The 16,765-nt window shown below is 48.6% G+C and carries 16 protein-coding genes; 3 read left to right on the forward strand and 13 right to left on the reverse strand.

Annotation, left to right across the window (positions count from 1 at the left end):
* Positions 1-8: 8 nt before the first annotated feature.
* From CLC91_RS01775 to CLC91_RS01810, 8 genes are all read right to left on the reverse strand, one after another.
* Positions 9-833 carry an ion transporter gene (locus CLC91_RS01775; RefSeq protein ID WP_095497236.1) on the reverse strand — a complete coding sequence of 275 codons (825 nt, stop codon included), beginning with the start codon at positions 831-833 and terminating at the stop codon, positions 9-11.
* Between the two features lie 18 nt (positions 834-851).
* Positions 852-1,190 (reverse strand): hypothetical protein, encoded by a 339-nt coding sequence (locus tag CLC91_RS01780; RefSeq protein WP_095497237.1) that lies wholly within the window; start codon positions 1,188-1,190, stop codon positions 852-854.
* Positions 1,187-1,828, reverse strand: coding sequence for a hypothetical protein (locus tag CLC91_RS01785; protein WP_095497238.1), 642 nt, complete (start codon positions 1,826-1,828; stop codon positions 1,187-1,189). Before CLC91_RS01785 ends, CLC91_RS01780 begins: the two co-directional genes overlap by 4 nt.
* A gap of 3 nt (positions 1,829-1,831) precedes the next feature.
* The gene (locus tag CLC91_RS01790; protein WP_095497239.1) at positions 1,832-2,527 is read right to left on the reverse strand and encodes a PspA/IM30 family protein; all 696 of its coding nucleotides are present in this window, start codon (positions 2,525-2,527) and stop codon (positions 1,832-1,834) included.
* Positions 2,528-2,568: 41 nt separating this feature from the next.
* A complete protein-coding gene (locus CLC91_RS01795; RefSeq protein WP_095497240.1) occupies positions 2,569-2,982 on the reverse strand; it encodes a YjfI family protein in 414 nt (137 codons plus the stop codon).
* A gap of 63 nt (positions 2,983-3,045) precedes the next feature.
* Positions 3,046-4,749: a polyamine aminopropyltransferase gene (locus tag CLC91_RS01800; protein ID WP_095497241.1), complete on the reverse strand. Its 1,704-nt coding sequence runs from the start codon at positions 4,747-4,749 to the stop codon at positions 3,046-3,048.
* The gene (locus CLC91_RS01805) at positions 4,746-5,639 is read right to left on the reverse strand and encodes a DUF350 domain-containing protein (protein ID WP_095497242.1); all 894 of its coding nucleotides are present in this window, start codon (positions 5,637-5,639) and stop codon (positions 4,746-4,748) included. Before CLC91_RS01805 ends, CLC91_RS01800 begins: the two co-directional genes overlap by 4 nt.
* 18 nt (positions 5,640-5,657) lie before the next feature.
* A complete protein-coding gene (locus CLC91_RS01810; protein ID WP_095497243.1) occupies positions 5,658-6,587 on the reverse strand; it encodes a hypothetical protein in 930 nt (309 codons plus the stop codon).
* A gap of 79 nt (positions 6,588-6,666) precedes the next feature.
* On the opposite strand from CLC91_RS01810, the gene glnE reads away from it, so the two are divergent.
* On the forward strand, positions 6,667-9,525 hold the full coding sequence (glnE, locus tag CLC91_RS01815; protein ID WP_095497244.1) for a bifunctional [glutamate--ammonia ligase]-adenylyl-L-tyrosine phosphorylase/[glutamate--ammonia-ligase] adenylyltransferase: 2,859 nt from the start codon (positions 6,667-6,669) through the stop codon (positions 9,523-9,525).
* A gap of 132 nt (positions 9,526-9,657) precedes the next feature.
* Here the strand turns inward: glnE and lpxL are convergent, their stop codons facing one another.
* A complete protein-coding gene (gene lpxL, locus CLC91_RS01820; RefSeq protein WP_095497245.1) occupies positions 9,658-10,581 on the reverse strand; it encodes an LpxL/LpxP family Kdo(2)-lipid IV(A) lauroyl/palmitoleoyl acyltransferase in 924 nt (307 codons plus the stop codon).
* Between the two features lie 110 nt (positions 10,582-10,691).
* On the opposite strand from lpxL, the gene hldE reads away from it, so the two are divergent.
* Both hldE and CLC91_RS01830 read left to right on the forward strand, forming a co-directional pair.
* Complete coding sequence (hldE, locus tag CLC91_RS01825; RefSeq protein WP_158220669.1) at positions 10,692-12,119, forward strand: bifunctional D-glycero-beta-D-manno-heptose-7-phosphate kinase/D-glycero-beta-D-manno-heptose 1-phosphate adenylyltransferase HldE; 1,428 nt, start codon at positions 10,692-10,694, stop codon at positions 12,117-12,119.
* Positions 12,120-12,965, forward strand: coding sequence for a hypothetical protein (locus tag CLC91_RS01830; protein ID WP_095497247.1), 846 nt, complete (start codon positions 12,120-12,122; stop codon positions 12,963-12,965).
* A 12-nt stretch (positions 12,966-12,977) separates the two neighbouring features.
* On the opposite strand, the gene CLC91_RS01835 is transcribed toward CLC91_RS01830, so the two are convergent.
* The 4 genes from CLC91_RS01835 to CLC91_RS01850 form a co-directional block, all read right to left on the reverse strand.
* Entirely contained in the window at positions 12,978-13,397 is a 420-nt protein-coding gene (locus tag CLC91_RS01835) for a hypothetical protein (RefSeq protein ID WP_095497248.1), read from the reverse strand.
* A gap of 248 nt (positions 13,398-13,645) precedes the next feature.
* A complete protein-coding gene (locus CLC91_RS01840) occupies positions 13,646-15,022 on the reverse strand; it encodes an NAD(P)(+) transhydrogenase (Re/Si-specific) subunit beta (RefSeq protein ID WP_095497249.1) in 1,377 nt (458 codons plus the stop codon).
* 6 nt (positions 15,023-15,028) lie between these two features.
* Entirely contained in the window at positions 15,029-15,307 is a 279-nt protein-coding gene (locus CLC91_RS01845) for an NAD(P) transhydrogenase subunit alpha (RefSeq protein WP_095497250.1), read from the reverse strand.
* Positions 15,307-16,470 (reverse strand): Re/Si-specific NAD(P)(+) transhydrogenase subunit alpha, encoded by a 1,164-nt coding sequence (locus tag CLC91_RS01850; RefSeq protein ID WP_095497251.1) that lies wholly within the window; start codon positions 16,468-16,470, stop codon positions 15,307-15,309. The genes CLC91_RS01845 and CLC91_RS01850 overlap by 1 nt, the downstream gene beginning before the upstream one ends.
* Positions 16,471-16,765 lie beyond the last annotated feature (295 nt).

The following is a 16,765-nucleotide window of genomic DNA, read 5'->3' on the forward strand; positions in this document are numbered from 1 at the left end:
TGTCCAAATTATTTGCGTTGTAATAATTGTTTTATTTCATTGAGTTGGGCTTGAATGTCAGCCTGGTTGCTTTCCATGTTGGTTTGATTTTGTTGCATGGCTTGCTGATTCGTTTGCAACTCTTCTAACAAGCTTTGCAATTTGGCATTGGTGCGTTCTTCGTACGCATTAATACTTTCTTCCTGATCGGGGTGAACAAACAAGGAGGCAACGTAACCCGATACCACACCAAAAAAGCCAACACCGCCAATAATCACCAAGCCGCCGAGGATGCGCCCAGCACTTGTGGAAGGGTAGTAGTCGCCATAGCCAACGGTGGATATGGTCACAAATGCCCACCACAAGGCTTCTTCGGCGGTATTAATATTCGATGCAGGATTGCCGCCTTCAATTAATAAAATCAATATTGAGCTGAAACTCACCAGTACGAGGGTGGCTAGCATTAACCCCATGATACTGGTTTGGGCGCGTTGGCGAATCAGTGGTACTAATATTGAACGACTCATACGAATAAGACGAATAACGCGCAATATTTGGAATATTCGAGCAAATCGAAGTTGCTCAATGGCGGGTATACTGGCCACACAATCTATCCAATTGCGTTTGATATAGGTCATTTTATCGGAGCTGCGAAAGAGACCACCAAAGAACTTGGCTTGAAAGATAATGCAAATGCCGGTGTCGATGTAAAACAGCAAGCGATAGGTTTCGACGCCGATGTCGTGAAAGGTCATGGTCCAAACGACGACGACTGCAATGACGGATAAAACCATCATAGCGATTTCGACTGGGGTTAGCTGAAATTCTACCTTGGGGTGTTGCGTGCCTGCCATGGACTTGTATTCACTTAACTAGTTCTTTTCAACATAGCGTATCAGATCCGCCAGCACTTGTTTCTTTATTTCTAATTGATCATTAGGGTCGAGCTGATACTTTTTTGCCAGCTCTTCATAGTCACCAGGGTTTAGGGTTAACGTTAGGCGAGGGCGTTTCGGGCGTCGGTTAACGCTTAAGCCAAGTATTGAGCGAATTTGATCGGAAGGGCTTAAGCCGGCATCAAGGGCTTCGCGGCGAATATGATGCTGAAACTGTTCATCAAGATCAAAAGCGACCTGAGTCGCTTTTGCTGCACGCTGTCCTGCCTGCCATTTTTCCGGTAAATCGCTTTTAGGCTTATCGGGTTTGCTCATGATGGCCAATACTCACGAATGTCAGAAACGGGGCGATACAAAGTCAGCAATACGTCGGTTTCGCCATTCTCATAAACTTCGATGTCAATGGCATGAGTGTCTTCATCGTTAACCAACTGGTAGCCTTCAAACGCTTCGCCATGATTCAGGTTACTGTCTTGTGGCGGCGGAGACTGACGATAGTCTTGGCGGTGGAAATAGCCAAAGTCCGCGTGATCAGTTTTGCGATAATGTCCAGCAAACCAACCGCTTAACTCGGGATCCGATGACTCGGGTTGCAATTCCGCCCTAACGTCTTCTTCAAATACGTCGGCAAAGGCTTCCATGTCGAACAAGGATTCCACTTCAGCTCGGGTTAGTTTAATGGAGAGGGTCAAATATTCTTGGTCATCATTTTCGACGCCGAGAAAAATTAGATGGGTGCCGCTACCGCGCAGTAACCACTCTGGTGAACGCTGATGCTTGTATTCATAACAATGCACCGCTTCCACCTTGAGCTGTTGACCACGCAGTTGCGGCGGTAACGCAAAACTGTCATCAAGGACAATCATATCGCCCTGATTGAGTGCCGAGGGGTGGTTGAGCTGGCGAGGCGCCGGCTCATCTTTGCCACCAAACAGCTTTTTAAAAAAGCTCATAGCTTATTCTGCACCATTTTTAGCTTTTAAGCGATCCAACACAGAGTTGGCACTGGTTTTTTGCTCGCCAATTCCTGCAGCGGACAATTTATCCATTAAGCTCTTTTCGCTGTTTTCTTCTTGCAACTGCTCTGACGCTTTAAGTTTATCATCAAAGTTCTGTTGGCGCTGTTTAATGCGCTCTAATGAATCTTTGGCGTTCATCAGTTTCGAGTTACTGCTGGCGAAAGAGTCGGTAATGGTGGCCGTAGCTTTTTGCACGCTTTCTGTGGTTTTTACCATGCTCAGTTGACGCTGATAGTCCGCAAGTTGGCGTTCGGTTTTCTTCACCAACTCTTTTAAGCGTTGAGCGTGAGCGCTGAAGCTATCCAGTGCCGATTGTTGCTCAGCCAGTTCGGCTTCAAGAGAAGCGATTTTCTCAGCCACTTCCAGTGCTAAGGCTTCGTTGCCTTGTTGCAGCGCTTGCGTCGCGTAACCTTCGTGTTCGGTAATGCTGCGCTTGATGCGATCCACTTCGCGGTTGGCTTGCATTTCTTTAGCCATGACATCGGTCAGTTCTCGTTTGGCCTTGGTCAGGTGGTTCTCAGCGTCTTTAATTTCTTGCTCAAAAATTCGGGTAGAGTTGGCATCTACAATTTGCTCACCAACTTCACGAGCGCCGCCTCGAAGGGCTGTCATTAATTTGTTTAAGATACTCATTTGGGTTTTCCCCTCTCTATAAATTCGTTACAACGGTTTAATTACTTCAAGTAGCCAGCCATTTCATCGATAACTTCTAGGCAGTTGTCGGATAGCAAAGCCAATTCGTGTTCAATGTCTTCCATGCTAGATGAGGACGATAAAGCCCCAAACACGACGTATTTATTGTCCACTTTGGCAAACGACGATAATGGCATGGGAATGTTCAGCTCGAGCATGGTTTGCAACATGTCCGTACGTTTGCTTTGATCCACTTCTTGCTCATCCCATAAGTAGCTGATGCATAGCACTTGATCATCGGTAACCGACACAAATACAGGTAACTCTTCACGCCCTACCACATTGACTTGTAATACTTCGACTTCGCCATCAATGGGATAACAGTCAAATTGAAAACCGGTATGGCTGTTATCACCCAGTTGATTAAGGTGGTTGGCGATCGTATGAATGTTCATAAGTGTCCTCTCTGACATATTATGTCTAGTAACAATAGCAGCGCGACATAATATGTCAAGCATCTATTCGTTGAAATTTAATCCTTGGCCTTTTGCCCAGGCTTGCTGATGATATTGATAGAGTTGGTTTGATCCAAAATGGTTCACTTTAATTGCTTGTTTATCCCAGTAAAAATCGCCAGGAAAGGCAAATGAGGCGTGAACCATATCAAGTGTCAGCCACGCTTCATTTATTTTAGGCCACTCAGAAAGTGCCGATAACCGTTGTTGTGGCGATGGACCGGTTTTGGTGGCTATGCTCCATCCCCACTCTCCAAAGCTAGGCACATTATGGTGGTATTGTTGAACCGCGCTAAACCCAGCAGCATCAAGCGTCTTCGCTACAGAAATAAACGCTTTGCGAGCATGGTAGGGCGATGTGGATTGCACCGCGATAACCCCATCGGCATTGAGCAGATGTTTAAGCTTGGCGTAAAACTGGTCGCTATACACTTTGTTAATGTCTGGGTGGCTTGGATCCGGCAGATCCACAATGATGGTGTCGTAAAAGCGTTGTTGTCGAATTAAGTCGTCGGCGCCGTTAAAGGCATCGGCGTATATTACTTTTGCTCTCGGATCGTTAAGGGCATCGCCGGTTAAGTGGGTAATAGCTTTGGCTACACCTATAGAAAAATAACGTTCGGGGTGGGCAAAGGTGTTCACTAACTGTTGGTCAAGATCCATCAAAGTGACTTGCTTAGGTTGCCATTTCAGCACTTGCTTTAAGGCTAAGCCGTCGCCTCCACCAATGATCAATATGTTGTCGTGACGGGGGCTTGCAGCCATGGCTGGGTGCACTAAAAAGCTGTGATATACGTGCTCGTCTTGGCTACTAAACTGCAGCCTTCCGTTTAAATAAAGCGAATAGACGGTGTTGGTTTGGGCGCCCATTTGACGCTCGGTGAGCACCATTTGTTGAAAGCGGGTGGCTTGTTGGAACACCACTTTGTCTTGATACAGCAGATTATTAAATTGACGTTGCCAATCTGGGCCTTGCAGCGCAAGAGTAGCCAGCAATATCGCGGCTAAGCCATGCCCCAGCAGTAGCAATCTAGGACGACGAATGTAGCTCCAATAACGCCATAAAAAGACCAAGCCGGCAATCAAGTTCACGGTTGCAGTCATGGCGGCAGCGGTTTGGGTATCAATGGTCAGCATCCAGATAACCCAAATAGCCGCTCCGATACCGGCGCCTATGTAGTCGGCGCCATAAATGGTGCCCGCATTATGCTTAAGATGCTCGCTGGCCAGATCTTGGCGGACTCTAGCAATCAGCGGAATTTCCATACCAATCAGCCAACCAAGAATTACCCCCCACACATAGGGCAAATATTGCGCCCACTTTTGCGCCGTCGCTAATAAGCCACCGCTGGGCGCCATTTCTTGTGGAAGCCCATAGGTGTCGGCAATTAGGCTTGGCAAGATTTGGGTTGCGCCGATGATGGCGGCGGTAAGTAAAATGGCGATTGAGCCTAAAATGGCCACCGACAATTCCAACACCGCAAAACCGCTAAAGGCACAACGCACCTTGCGCGCAGCAAACGCTCCTAACCCCATCGACACAATCATTAAGCCAATCATGGTGAAAATGGCCGCCTCCATAGCGCCCAAAATGCGACCCGCATAATGGGAGAGGAGGTATTCGTAGATGAGGCCGCAGCCGGCGAGAATGGTCATGATGCCCAACAATAGGGCATCATCAAGTTTTCCTAAATGGCGCTGGGTCATACCATTAAGGCAGCCAAAATAAGGGCAATACCAATGCTAATGGATAATTCAATAGCGGCAACACCAATGTTTTCCTGTTGATCCACTTCTTGAGTCAGATTAATTCCGGCGAGCACCAAACGTTTAGCAACCGGCAGCACCAGTAAAAGAATGACCAACATGATGAGCGAATAGCTAAACCAACCGGCAATGTTCGACAGATAGCTATAGGGGTTAAACTCAACAAAGTAGCTTGCAGAATTAAAGGTAATGGCGAGCGCAATGAGGTAGCCACCATGACGGATAGCCAGCGCAATTTGCCCCTGTTCTAAGGCGTGTTGCAAGCTGCCGTTTGGATTACGACGTTGATACTGATAATCCCGCACTCGGGTCATGGTAACCAACATCAGCTGGGTCACAATAAAACCGGTGAAAATGGCAATAAAGGTATTAACATCAAGCCCTTCTGCCCAAATTAAGTTAGCGCGAATAATGATGGCGGTGGCTATGGCTACGCAAGCATCGACAATGGCGACGGCTTTGTTGCCCTCGATAATAAGGCCCGGTTTATCGATCTTGTTGAGCGCTACTTTGTCGTGTAACCAGCGTCCCATTTTAATCAGCAACAGGCCACAAATGCCGTAGATGCTCATGCCGATGAACTCTATTACAAACGACTCGGCCGCTTCACCGCTAATTGCGCCTGTAAGCACAATACTTAATGCCAGCACTGCGCCGGCGGTACTGATACCAAAGGCGAAGTTGTCTTTCTCTGCTAATTCTTTGGTGCTGTTAACGCGGCTATACCAACCTTGTAGAAATCGCATCAAGGTCAGTAGAGCAATGGCCACGATAAGGTCGATTACCAAAATCACCGCCAGGTCAGATGAGATACCCATGTGATTCAACATAATTTGAAATCCTTTCTGTTATTTACCGCGGCGAGTGCTGCGAGTTGTTCTTTTATTACTGTTACGAAAACCGTTGCTGCTGCCTTTGGCATAATTAGAGCGAAACTTAGAGGCGCTGCTTGGACGATTTTTGGTTTGTTGAGCTACTTGGCTAGAGCGCGATAAACCGCTGCTTCCGGTTTTGGTGCGAGCGTAAGGGCTGCCAAAATTCTTGTCTCGTGAAAACGTTTTCTGTTGCGTTCGCACTTGTTTTGGCGAGCTGTAACGTTTACGGCCATAGTCGCCGTAATAGCTGTAATCGCGGTTACGACTCCAGCGATCGTAGCGCACAGGGTTGGTTAAATTAGAGAACATGGCGTACATGCCGTACCATTGCCAAAATGACATGCCATTAGAGCCGCTTTCCCACGAACCATAAGCTGGGTTTCCGACCAACTGACTGCCGGCACCAAAATCTTCGGCGCCATTAGCGGCCATACTGGCGGCTTTGCTGACCGAATTAACACGTGCGAGTGCGCCATTAGACATATCGGCAATTACATTAACTGGGTCCGACAGTAAATCATTATAACTGTTCGGGTCCGCCGCCAATGTTAATTCGTAGGCTTCGGCAAGTTGCTCATCTAAGTCGATAAAGTTTGCCGAATCGCCCAACTCTTGATAGCGGGTTACTAGTTGCTGAAATAGAGGCCCTTGGGTGGTGGCGTCTAATTGCAGCTGGCTTAACAGCGGTGCCAGCTCTGGACGGCTTTGGGCCAGTACTTGGCTGTATTGATTGAGCAACATGGCGTTGCGTATTTCGCCTTTGTCAATCATTTGCCCCAAGCGGGCGATGCGTTGTTCCGATTGCTGTTGATAATGGCTTATTTTTTCAGGTCTATCGTCGCCACAGCCACTGATCAATAGCGCGCTGATGATGACAAAAACTCGTGCTAGCTTCGCTGCCATGCCTGCTCCATTAATGGTAAAGTATTTGGACACTTTGGGTCGTTAAAGTATAACCAAGCTTTATTCTTAGGACGTTATTATGGCCATTGATGCCGCCGGCAACAAGCAACAATTACAGATTGTTACTAAGGTAAAACAACAGTATTGGCAGCAACTTACTGAAAAATGGCAAGCTCCAGAGCAAGTATTAAGCGCTTCCCAATGCCAATTATTGGAACAAATCTTAAGTTGCAGCGACTTTGTTGCCAATCAACTGATACGCCGTCCTGAGTGGATTGAAGCCATGTTGATTGACGGCGAACTGTTCAAACCGCAGCGCCACCTCGACTATCGACAGCGGCTAAGCCACCAACTTCGCGATTGTGGCAACGACGATCAAGCTAAGCAGATTCTACGCCGGTTTAGAAATCGAGAAATGGTGCTGATTGCGTGGCGTGACTTCTGCGCTCTAGCGCCTTTACGGGAGAGTCTTGTTCACCTTTCAGAGCTTGCCCAAGCCATTATTTTAGAAAGCCGCGACTGGTTAACCAAAACTATGATGGCGGCTAATGGCATTCCCATGGATGAGCACGGAGTGGAACAGCAATTATTAGTGATCGGAATGGGAAAGCTGGGTGGTCGCGAACTCAATTACTCGTCAGACATTGACCTGATTTTTTGCTTCGGTGAACACGGCCATACCCAAGGAGGGCGACGCAGCCTCGAAAACCAAGCCTACTTTATTCGCCTCGGCCAACGGCTGGTTAATTTATTGCACCAAGTCACGGTGGATGGTTTTTGTTATCGGGTCGACATGCGCCTTCGGCCGTTTGGCGATTCCGGGCCGTTAGTGGTGAGTTTTCAAGCCATGGAAGACTATTATCAAGAGCAAGGGCGTGAATGGGAACGCTATGCCATGGTGAAAGGCCGCGTGTTAGGGGAACGTAACCAAGCGGTAGTAGAGCTGAGTGAACTCATGCGACCCTTTGTGTATCGTCGCTATTTGGATTTTTCCGCCGTCGAGTCACTTCGCAAAATGAAGCAAATGATTGCTCAAGAAGTTCGTCGGCGTCAGCTCACGGATAACATAAAACTGGGTCAAGGCGGCATTCGCGAAGTGGAGTTTGCGGTGCAAAGCCTGCAACTCATTCGCGGCGGGCGCGAGCCAAGTCTACGAACACAAAGCTTGTATAAAGGGCTGCAACAACTGCATCAGTTGGGGCAAATTAGTGCTTTGCAAAAGCAGCAACTGCAAGACAATTACGATTTACTGCGGCGAGTTGAAAACCTGCTACAGGCCATTAACGACCAGCAAACTCAAACCTTGCCAGATAACGAGCTGGATTGGGCGCGATTGTGCATTGGTTGCGGTTATGACGACAGTCAAGCGTTACGCAAGGCCATTAATCATGCCATGGAGCAAATTCATCAGGTGTTCTTAGACACCATTGGTGATGACAACGACGACACACAACAACCCAGTTGGTGTCAGTCGCTTTGGCAGTCGTATCAAGAGGATGTGGCCTTAGCCATTGCTAGCGAAGTGCTGGCTCACAGCGAAGCGTTTGTGGCGCAATTAAGCCAATGGCGAACCATGAGCAGTAAGCGTCGTACAGGCGCTCGCGGGCGCGAGACGTTGGACAAACTGATGCCGTGCATCATCGAAGACTGCAGTAGTTATAAACAGCCGCATTTGGTGTTGCAACGGGTTACTCAGGTGCTTGACAAAATTCTAACCCGCACGACTTACCTAGAGCTTTTGCTGGAAAATCCAGGCGCCCGAGCGCAGTTGCTCCGCTTGTGTCAGGCCAGTCCGTGGATCACCGAGCAGTTGGCGCGCTTTCCACTCTTGCTCGACGAGCTTATTGATCCGGTGTTGCTGTACAATCCGACACCGCTGAATGAGTATTCCAGTGAGTTGCGTCAGTATCTATTGCGCATTGGTGAAGACGATTTAGAAGGACAGATGGAAGCGCTGCGTCAATTTAAGCTGGCTCAGCAATTGAAAATTGCAGCAGCGGATGTAACCGGCGTCTTGCCGTTAATGGAAGTGTCTGATCACTTAACCTTTTTAGCCGAAGCGGTTATTGAACAGGTGGTGAATCAAGCTTGGCAGCAAGTTACCGAGCGCCACGGTACCCCACCGGGGTTGGCTAAAGGAGAAACCGGTTTTGTGGTGGCGGCATACGGCAAAGCCGGTGGCATTGAGCTTGGGTATGGCTCTGATTTGGATTTGGTTTTCTTGCATCAGTCGTTGGACGGGCAAACTCAAGGCAGCGACCGCAGCATTGATGCGAAGCATTTTTATTTAAAGCTGGCGCAGCGAATTCTGCATTTGTTCTCAACCCGCACGCCCTCTGGAATTCTTTATGAAGTGGATATGCGCTTGCGACCATCAGGTGCCTCAGGCCTACTGGTCAGTGAGCTGGATAGCTTTGCCGATTACCAACAAAACGAAGCTTGGGTATGGGAGCATCAGGCATTAATTCGTTCCCGAGTGGTTTATGGCGCGCCAGAACTGGCGGGCCGCTACAGTCGAATTCGCTCTGCAGTGCTGTCTAAAGGCATTGAGCCGGAAAAGCTAAAACAAGAAGTGCGCGATATGCGCAAAAAAATGCGTGACCACCTGTTAAACAGCGCCGATGATATTGATCTAAAACAAGGTGTGGGTGGGATTACCGACATCGAGTTTATTGCGCAATATTTAGTGCTGGCGCACGCACCTGCACACCTAAGCTTGTGTCGTTGGTCAGACAATGTGCGTATTTTCGAACAGCTAGCCGAGACGGAAATCATACCCTTTGAGCAAGCGCAACTCTTGATTAACGCATACTGTACCTTGCGCAACGCTAGCCATCGCAAAACTCTATCGGTTCCCGAAACTCCATCAGAACCTTCGGTCAACCACGCCATGGCCAATGTAGAGGCGATTTGGAACCAGTTATTCGAGGTTAGTTAGAGAAAAGCGGTTGTATAATCTGCCGCAGAAAACGTTCAAATTCAGGGATGAATTTGCGAGCGTACAAGGAGGTATTCACAGCGTTTTTCGAAGGAAGACTATACAACCGCTTTTCAGCTAAAACCTAACTCGCTAATACAGGGAGCCTTGGCCATCTGGGCGAGTTTTGAAGCGTCGGTGCAGCCACATGTATTGGGCTTTGTTTTGGCTAATAATGGACTCCACCACTTTGTTGCAGGTTTTGGCGTCTTCCAGCTCGTTATCGCCAGGGAAGTTCTCTAGCGGTGGGCTGATGACTACGCGGTAGCCTTTATCGCCGTCAGTGCGCTCCACAAAAAAAGGTAATATTTTAGCGTTTCCTTGTTTAGCGAGCATGGTGGCGGCGGTAATGGTGGCGGCCTGTTCTACGCCAAACCAAGGTGCGAAAACGGCGCGTCTTGGGCCAAAGTCTTGATCGGCGGTGTACCAGATTAAGTCTGGCATGTGCAGGGTTTCAAGCATGCCGCGTACAGCGCCTTTCTTCGGGATCATGCCCTTAGCGGATTTGAGCCGACCTCGGGTTTGCAGATACTCCAATAGCGGATTATCGTTGGGTCGAAACACACCGTAACCGCCGCTTTCTTGGGTGAGTACTCGAGGACCCATTTCTAAGCACAGTGCGTGTACGGCAAACAGGACGACGCCGTTGCCGTCGTTTAGTGTTTGCTCTATGTGCTCAACGCCGGTCATGTCCATGTGCTGACGAACCCGTTTGTCTGACCACCACCAAGCATTGACCGAATCAAAAATGGCTTTGCCGGTTTCTTCGAAATTGCGTTTTACCAGATGCTGTCGTTCCTGCTCGCTCATTTCGGGGAAGCACAGCTCTAAGTTGCGCTGGGCGGTATGAACGCGCTTTTTCAAAAAACGGTGTACTAAACGACCCAATCCTGCACCCATTTTCATTTGAATGGGTAATGGTAAACGGGTGGTTAACCACAACAATCCGGCGAAAAACCAGATTAACCAGTATTTTGGATGCAGCAGTTGGGCGCTAAATTGCGCTTTCGTTATCACGTTATCTAAACTCTGTTGGTAAATTTCAGCTGCTATAGCTTAAATCGATTAGGCTTTTAGGTACAATCAATCTAATCACACTTATTAAAAAGTTTTAAGTCGAGTTAATTATGCTTGAATTGCCAGCCTTTGAAACCGCCAAGGTCCTTGTTCTTGGTGACGTAATGCTGGATCGATATTGGGTCGGTCCTACGTCTCGAATTTCTCCTGAAGCGCCCGTGCCTGTTGTTAAGGTAGAGCAGCTCGATGATCGCCCTGGTGGTGCGGCAAACGTGGCCTTTAACGTGGCAACACTTGGCGGTCAAGCCAACTTGGCGGGACTGGTGGGTAAAGACGATGCCGCCAAAGCCTTGGCGGTGGGTATTGAAGCGCTTGGCGTAAATACCGCGCTGATGGCGGTGGACTCGGCACCGACGATTACCAAGCTTAGGGTGTTGTCCCGTAATCAGCAACTGCTGCGGCTGGACTTTGAACAAGAGTTTGTTGAGCAAGACTCGCAAGCACTGATGGCCCATTGGGCTGATAAGCTGACCGACGTAAAGGTTCTGGTGTTGTCGGATTATGCCAAAGGTACTCTAGCCGCTCCTCAAGCGCTCATTGCGGCGGCTAAATCCCAGCAAGTGGCTGTGGTTGTGGACCCAAAAGGTCACGATTTTAGCCGCTACCAAGGAGCGACCGTACTCACCCCAAATATGAGCGAATTTGAAGGGGTCGTAGGCAAAGTGATCGATGAACAGGATCTCATCGAAAAAGGCGAGCGATTAATGGAGCAGCTGCAGCTCAGCGCGCTGTTAATCACCCGCAGTGAGCATGGCATGACTTTGCTGCAACAAGGCCAAGACAGTTACCACATTCCAACACAGGCCAAGGAAGTGTACGACGTCACCGGTGCCGGAGATACGGTAGTGGCTACGTTAGCGTCGTCGCTCGCGGCCGGCTCCAGCCTTAAAGACGCCTGCATGTTGGCCAACGTCGCTGCAGGTGTCGTAGTGGCAAAAGTGGGTACGTCAACGGTGAGTGATGTGGAACTTGCAGACGCGGTTTTACAGGCCAATCCTGGCTCCGATTTAGGGGTGCTGTCACAAAGCCAAATGCTTAAAAGCATTCGAGCCGCTCAAGCTCGCGGCGAAACTGTTGTCATGACCAATGGCTGTTTCGATATTCTCCACGCCGGCCATGTAAGTTATTTGCAGCAAGCCAAAGCCTTAGGTGATCGACTGATTGTTGCGGTTAATGATGACGATTCGGTGAAGCGCTTAAAAGGCGAGGGCAGGCCGGTGAATCCAGTTAATCGCCGTATGGCGGTCCTCGAAGGACTGGGTGCTGTTGATTGGGTGATCCCGTTTAGCGAGGACACGCCTCAGCGAGTCATTGCAGAATTGTTGCCGAATATATTGGTTAAAGGCGGTGATTATCAACCCCAAGAAATCGCCGGCGGTGAAGAAGTCATTGCCAATGGTGGAGAGGTTAAAGTGCTCGGGTTTGAAGACGGTTGCTCCACCACCGCCATTATCAAACAAATTGAGCAAGGGCGTTAATTGATCAGTTTAGCGGTGTTAGCGGGCTTAATGCATCTTAGCTATATTGATGATCGCCGCGTTATTGAATGCAATATTCAAAACGCTGAGCAATGCGTTCAACTGCTGCCCGATGAATTGGCGCATAACTTGTTGCAGCGCTACCCCAACTGGCCGCAGGACATAGGTTACCGCCAGGCGGTAAGCTATGTCTTTGATAACGAACACGTTGCCGGTATGATACTGCTTGCCAATCCACACCGAAACCAAGTGTATCAACAATGGTTAGGCAGCGATTGGTACACCTATGAAGCGGCAGATGAAGCTCAATTGGTGCGCTGGCATGAATTAGGCCATGTGTATGCGCGCAATCAAATTAGCGCACTGCCTGAGCTTCCTGAAGTGGATGGTGAACTGGGCCTTAATGTTGCCTTATACCAACAGGAAATCTTAGCGGATCTGTATGTGGCTTGGCGGATTGCGGTTCAGCACCAAGATTGGCCATTGTTAAACCAGCAAATACATCGTCGCAATTTAGCCATGATGAAGCGTGATAGCGACGTTAACCATTGGAGCGTTCCTTGGTTACTTCCGCTGTTAAGCATCGACCCAAAGCAAGTGGCCCAACTGGATTACCCAGAGTTTTCTAAGTTAGCACTTACTCTGGTTAAACCAATTGATAAGTCTGAGTTGCTAGAGTTGCTGTATTTATTTCGGCGCGAGTTTAGTGATGGCGCTACCACGCCTAGCAATAAACGCTACCTTTCGTGGCGACGGGCGCAGTTTGGCACCTATGTTGAACCGACTTTGGTGGAATTGATGGGAAAAAAAACCGCAACTAAGTGGACTCAATTGCGGTATTTTTAAACGGCTTGATGATTAGGCCATACTCGCGGCAAGGCGAGTAACGTCTGGCGTTAATCCAAGACTGATGGGTTGCTGTGCGCGTGCGCAGGCAATCATAATCATTGTCTGATTAGTATTGTCCAGCGTGGCCGAAAGTACTTTTAGGCCTTGTTCTTCAACTAAGGTGCGAGCGTCTATTGCTAGCGCTTGCTCTAAGTCTAAGATTACCGCAACGTTACCATTACCCAACTCAATCTTTGTGAAGTCACCTTCCGGAGGACGAGTGGTATTGGCTACCATGATTAGATTATTGTCATTGTCGAAAGTACTCGACAAAATGTTAAAGCCTTCCTTGTGCAACTGCTTGCGCAGCTCAAATTCAGAGACTTGGCAGTGCTCAACTACGATGGACCAAATGCCTTTGCTCAGCTCTCTTTTTACAATGGCTGTCATAAGGACTCACTTATTTATAATATAAAAAGGCATCTATGTGCCTACTACCCCTTGTAAGGAGCGGCGATTCTGCCTAATTTGCTGGGCAAATGGAAGTTTGAGCGCTTGTGAATGTGCTGTTTTGTGAATGATATCGAAAAGTGGTTAAAAGAGTGTTCTTGGTCTAGAAATCCTCACCATCTGTTAACAAATAAAAAACCGAAGCGTTAAGCTTCGGTTTCTAAAGAGTAAAAAAGTTTACTCAGCTGTTAATCGGCTTCTTTTAGACTGGCTGACAAATCAACAATGGCTTTCTTGCCGTCGCCAAATAGCATTAGGGCGTTATCTTTAGCAAACAGCGGGTTTGGTAATCCAGCAAAACCAGGGCTTAGAGAACGTTTCACCACCACCACGGTTTTGGCTTTATCCACGTTTAGAATGGGCATGCCGTAGATTGGCGAGCCTTTGTCTTCTCTTGCCATTGGGTTGGTCACGTCATTAGCGCCAATCACAATAGCCACATCGGTTTGCTCGAATTGAGGGTTGATGGTGTCCATCTCAACCAGCTGCTCGTAAGGCACTTCGGCTTCAGCAAGCAACACGTTCATGTGCCCAGGCATACGCCCCGCAACCGGGTGAATGGCGTATTGAACCTCGGTACCGCGCTCTTCCAACACGTTGGCAAGATCGCGAACGGCGTGTTGTGCTTGCGCCATCGCCAGACCGTAGCCCGGTACGATAACCACGCGTTCGGCGGTTTCAAGCAGCATGGCCACTTCTTCCGGTGAGGAGGATTTCACTTTACCGGCATACACTTCATCGGCATCAACGGTTTCACCTACTTCACCCATAACCCCAAATAGCACATTGGTCAGGCTACGATTCATGGCTTTACACATAATGCTTGTTAAGATCAGACCGGAGGCCCCCACCAGTGAACCGGAAACGATTAACACCGTATTGTTGGTGATAAAGCCAGCGGTCGCGGCGGCAATACCCGAGTATGAGTTTAACAGGGCAATAACCACCGGCATATCAGCGCCACCAATGGGAATCACCAATACCAAACCTAACACGATAGCAACCGCCACTAAGGCCACCATTAGGGCGGTATTCGTTGGCTCGTTAACAATGGCTATGCTCAAACCAATGGCTGCAATCAACAGCACGGCATTCAACACCTTGTTGCCGGGAACCGCAATCGGGTTACCAGAAATAAGCTCTTGTAACTTTGCGTACGCCACGAAGGAGCCCGATAGGGTGACGGCGCCAATGAGTACAGTTGCCGAGATGGATATCATGGGCACCAAATCATGGTTTAAACCGTAGAAATTAGCCAAGGCAACCGCCAAGGATGCGCCGCCACCAAAACCGTTCAGTACCGCTACCATTTGCGGCATCGCGGTCATTTGTACTTTCGTCGCCATGGTCGCACCAATCACGCCACCAATAATGACGCCGGCAATGATCCATTGGAAACTTAAGATGTTTTGGTCGAACAAGGTCACCACAACAGCAATCAGCATACCCAACGCAGATAACTGGTTACCTTTTACCGCAGTTCGAGGTTTGGTGAGGCCTTTGATACCAAGAATGAACAGTACGGCGGCGACCAAATAAGCTAAATAAATGAATTCAGTTTGCATGGTGGCTTACTTCCTTTTGAACATGGCAAGCATGCGGTTTGTCACCATATAACCGCCAATTACGTTAATGGTGGCGAGTACAACAGCGATGAATCCAAAAATGTTGACCAGTGGGTCCGGAGCGCCGGAACCTGCAGCCAGTAATGCGCCAACCAAGGTAATACCAGAAATGGCGTTACTGCCGGACATGAGGGGGGTGTGCAATGTTGGTGGCACCTTGGTGATGAGCTCAACCCCAAGAAAAATGGCCACAACGAATAAGGTAAGCAGTATTAACAGTTCCATTAGCGTGATACCTCGTTATTGCTATTAAGGCCTAGTACGTCCCGTAAACGCGGACTTATAATCTCGCCTTGATGACTGACTGTGGTTTCTTTGATGATTTCATCTTCAAAATCAAGGGTTAAACTTGAGTCTTCAATCATCAAGTTGAGTAAATTCTCAATGTTGGTCGCGAACATTTGACTGGCATGAGTCGCGGCCATACTGGCCATATTGGATGGCCCGATAATAGTGACTCCGTTGCTTTCAATGACTTGGTCAAGCTCAGTTAATTCGCAGTTTCCGCCGGTTTCAGCCGCCAAATCGACAATGACAGTACCCGGTTTCATTTTTTCGACCATGGCCGCGGTAATCAACTTAGGCGCTGGACGACCTGGGATTGCCGCAGTGGTAATCACCACATCTTGCTGAGCCAATACGTCGGCCATCGCCGCTTGTTGGCGGGCTATAAAGTCATCGGTTTGTTCGGTGGCATAACCGCCTTTGGTTTCTGTGGCGCTGTCTTCCAAATTCAACTCAACCGGACGAGCCCCTACAGAAATAATTTGTTCGCGAGCGGCTGGTCGAATGTCATAGGCTTCAACCACAGCGCCTAGCCGTTTAGCCGTGGCACAGGCTTGCAACCCAGCAACACCTACACCCATGATAAATACTCGAGCAGGCTTTAGGGTACCGGCTGCAGTCATCATCATAGGGAACAAACGCGGCGCTTTCTCGGCGGCAATCAGTACCGCTTTGTAGCCTGCGATGGTGGCCATGGATGACAGCACGTCCATGCTTTGAGCGCGGGTAATGCGCGGCACGAGCTCTAACGCCAATGCAGTAACGCCTGTGTTGGCGTACTCAGCGACTTGCTGCGCTCTGGCTAATGGATCCATGGTGGCAATTAACCACTGATCTTTACGTAATTGGCTATTAACTTGTTCGGCTTGTTGGTCTTTACATGAGACGCAAATGATCACCTGCGCATCCGCCATAACTTGGTCTCGCTCAGCAATGCTGGCGCCCGCATCTTGGTAGTCTTGGTCGCTAAAGCCAGAGGCGCTTCCAGCGCTTGCTTCAACCGTTACATTAAGTCCTTTTTTAACCAATTTAGCGACGTTTACAGGCAATAGCGCTACCCGTTTTTCACCCGCATTGATTTCTTTTAGTAAACCGATTTTCACGGAGGTTATCCTCTAGTGGAATGGTAAGGTAATAACTCGTCTTGTCTTTAGGAACGTTTTGCTTATTTTTACAGAAGTTACTTTTGGCCACAGCGTAAGCTTAGTACCTTTAAAGCCCTTTTATTCTGCTTTTTTTGAGCTGGATCTCAACCTCAAATACGTCCGAAGTGCTGGATTTAGGTCAATTATCCTCAAGAAATGTGACCTGCAGCAACACAGCGGCCGAGCATAGCACGCCAACAATATTCCAAAAAGGAATAAAAAATCATCTTTTATTCTTTTTTAATTATTTAAC

The organism is Paraferrimonas haliotis, assembly GCF_002282895.1.
Lineage (GTDB): Bacteria > Pseudomonadota > Gammaproteobacteria > Enterobacterales > Shewanellaceae > Paraferrimonas > Paraferrimonas haliotis.